Source organism: Streptomyces sp. E2N166 (assembly GCF_003671715.1).
Taxonomy (GTDB): domain Bacteria; phylum Actinomycetota; class Actinomycetes; order Streptomycetales; family Streptomycetaceae; genus Streptomyces; species Streptomyces thinghirensis.
This window is the reverse complement of record NZ_RAIF01000054.1, coordinates 1-324: the sequence shown is the minus strand read 5'-3', so window position 1 is coordinate 324 and position 324 is coordinate 1. Positions and strand designations below refer to the sequence as shown.

The following is a 324-nucleotide window of genomic DNA, read 5'->3' as shown; positions in this document are numbered from 1 at the left end:
GCATCCTCGGCGGCCTGGATGCGAGACAGCAGCATTCTCCACGTTCCATCCGCTGACCAGCGGCGATGCCGCTTATAGACCGTCTCCCAGGGGCCGAACCGTTCCGGCAGATCCCGCCACTGCACCCCCGTCCGCACCCGGTAGAGCACTCCGTTGATCACCCGACGGTGATCGCTCCACCGACCTCCCCGCGCACCGCCAGGAGGTAAGAACGACTCCAACCGAGCCCATTCCGCGTTCGTCAGATCCCCACGACTCATGAAGCCAGCCTGACCCCAACACCCCGCCCCAGTCAGGAGATCCGAGAAACAGCGCCTAGGGGCC

Annotated in this window: 1 protein-coding gene; it reads right to left on the bottom strand. The window is 65.7% G+C overall.

The annotated features are described in order from the left end of the window. Positions 1-260: transposase (locus EBH09_RS37400; RefSeq protein WP_153182793.1), on the bottom strand; the 260-nt coding region annotated here is incomplete at its 3' end. Positions 261-324 lie beyond the last annotated feature (64 nt).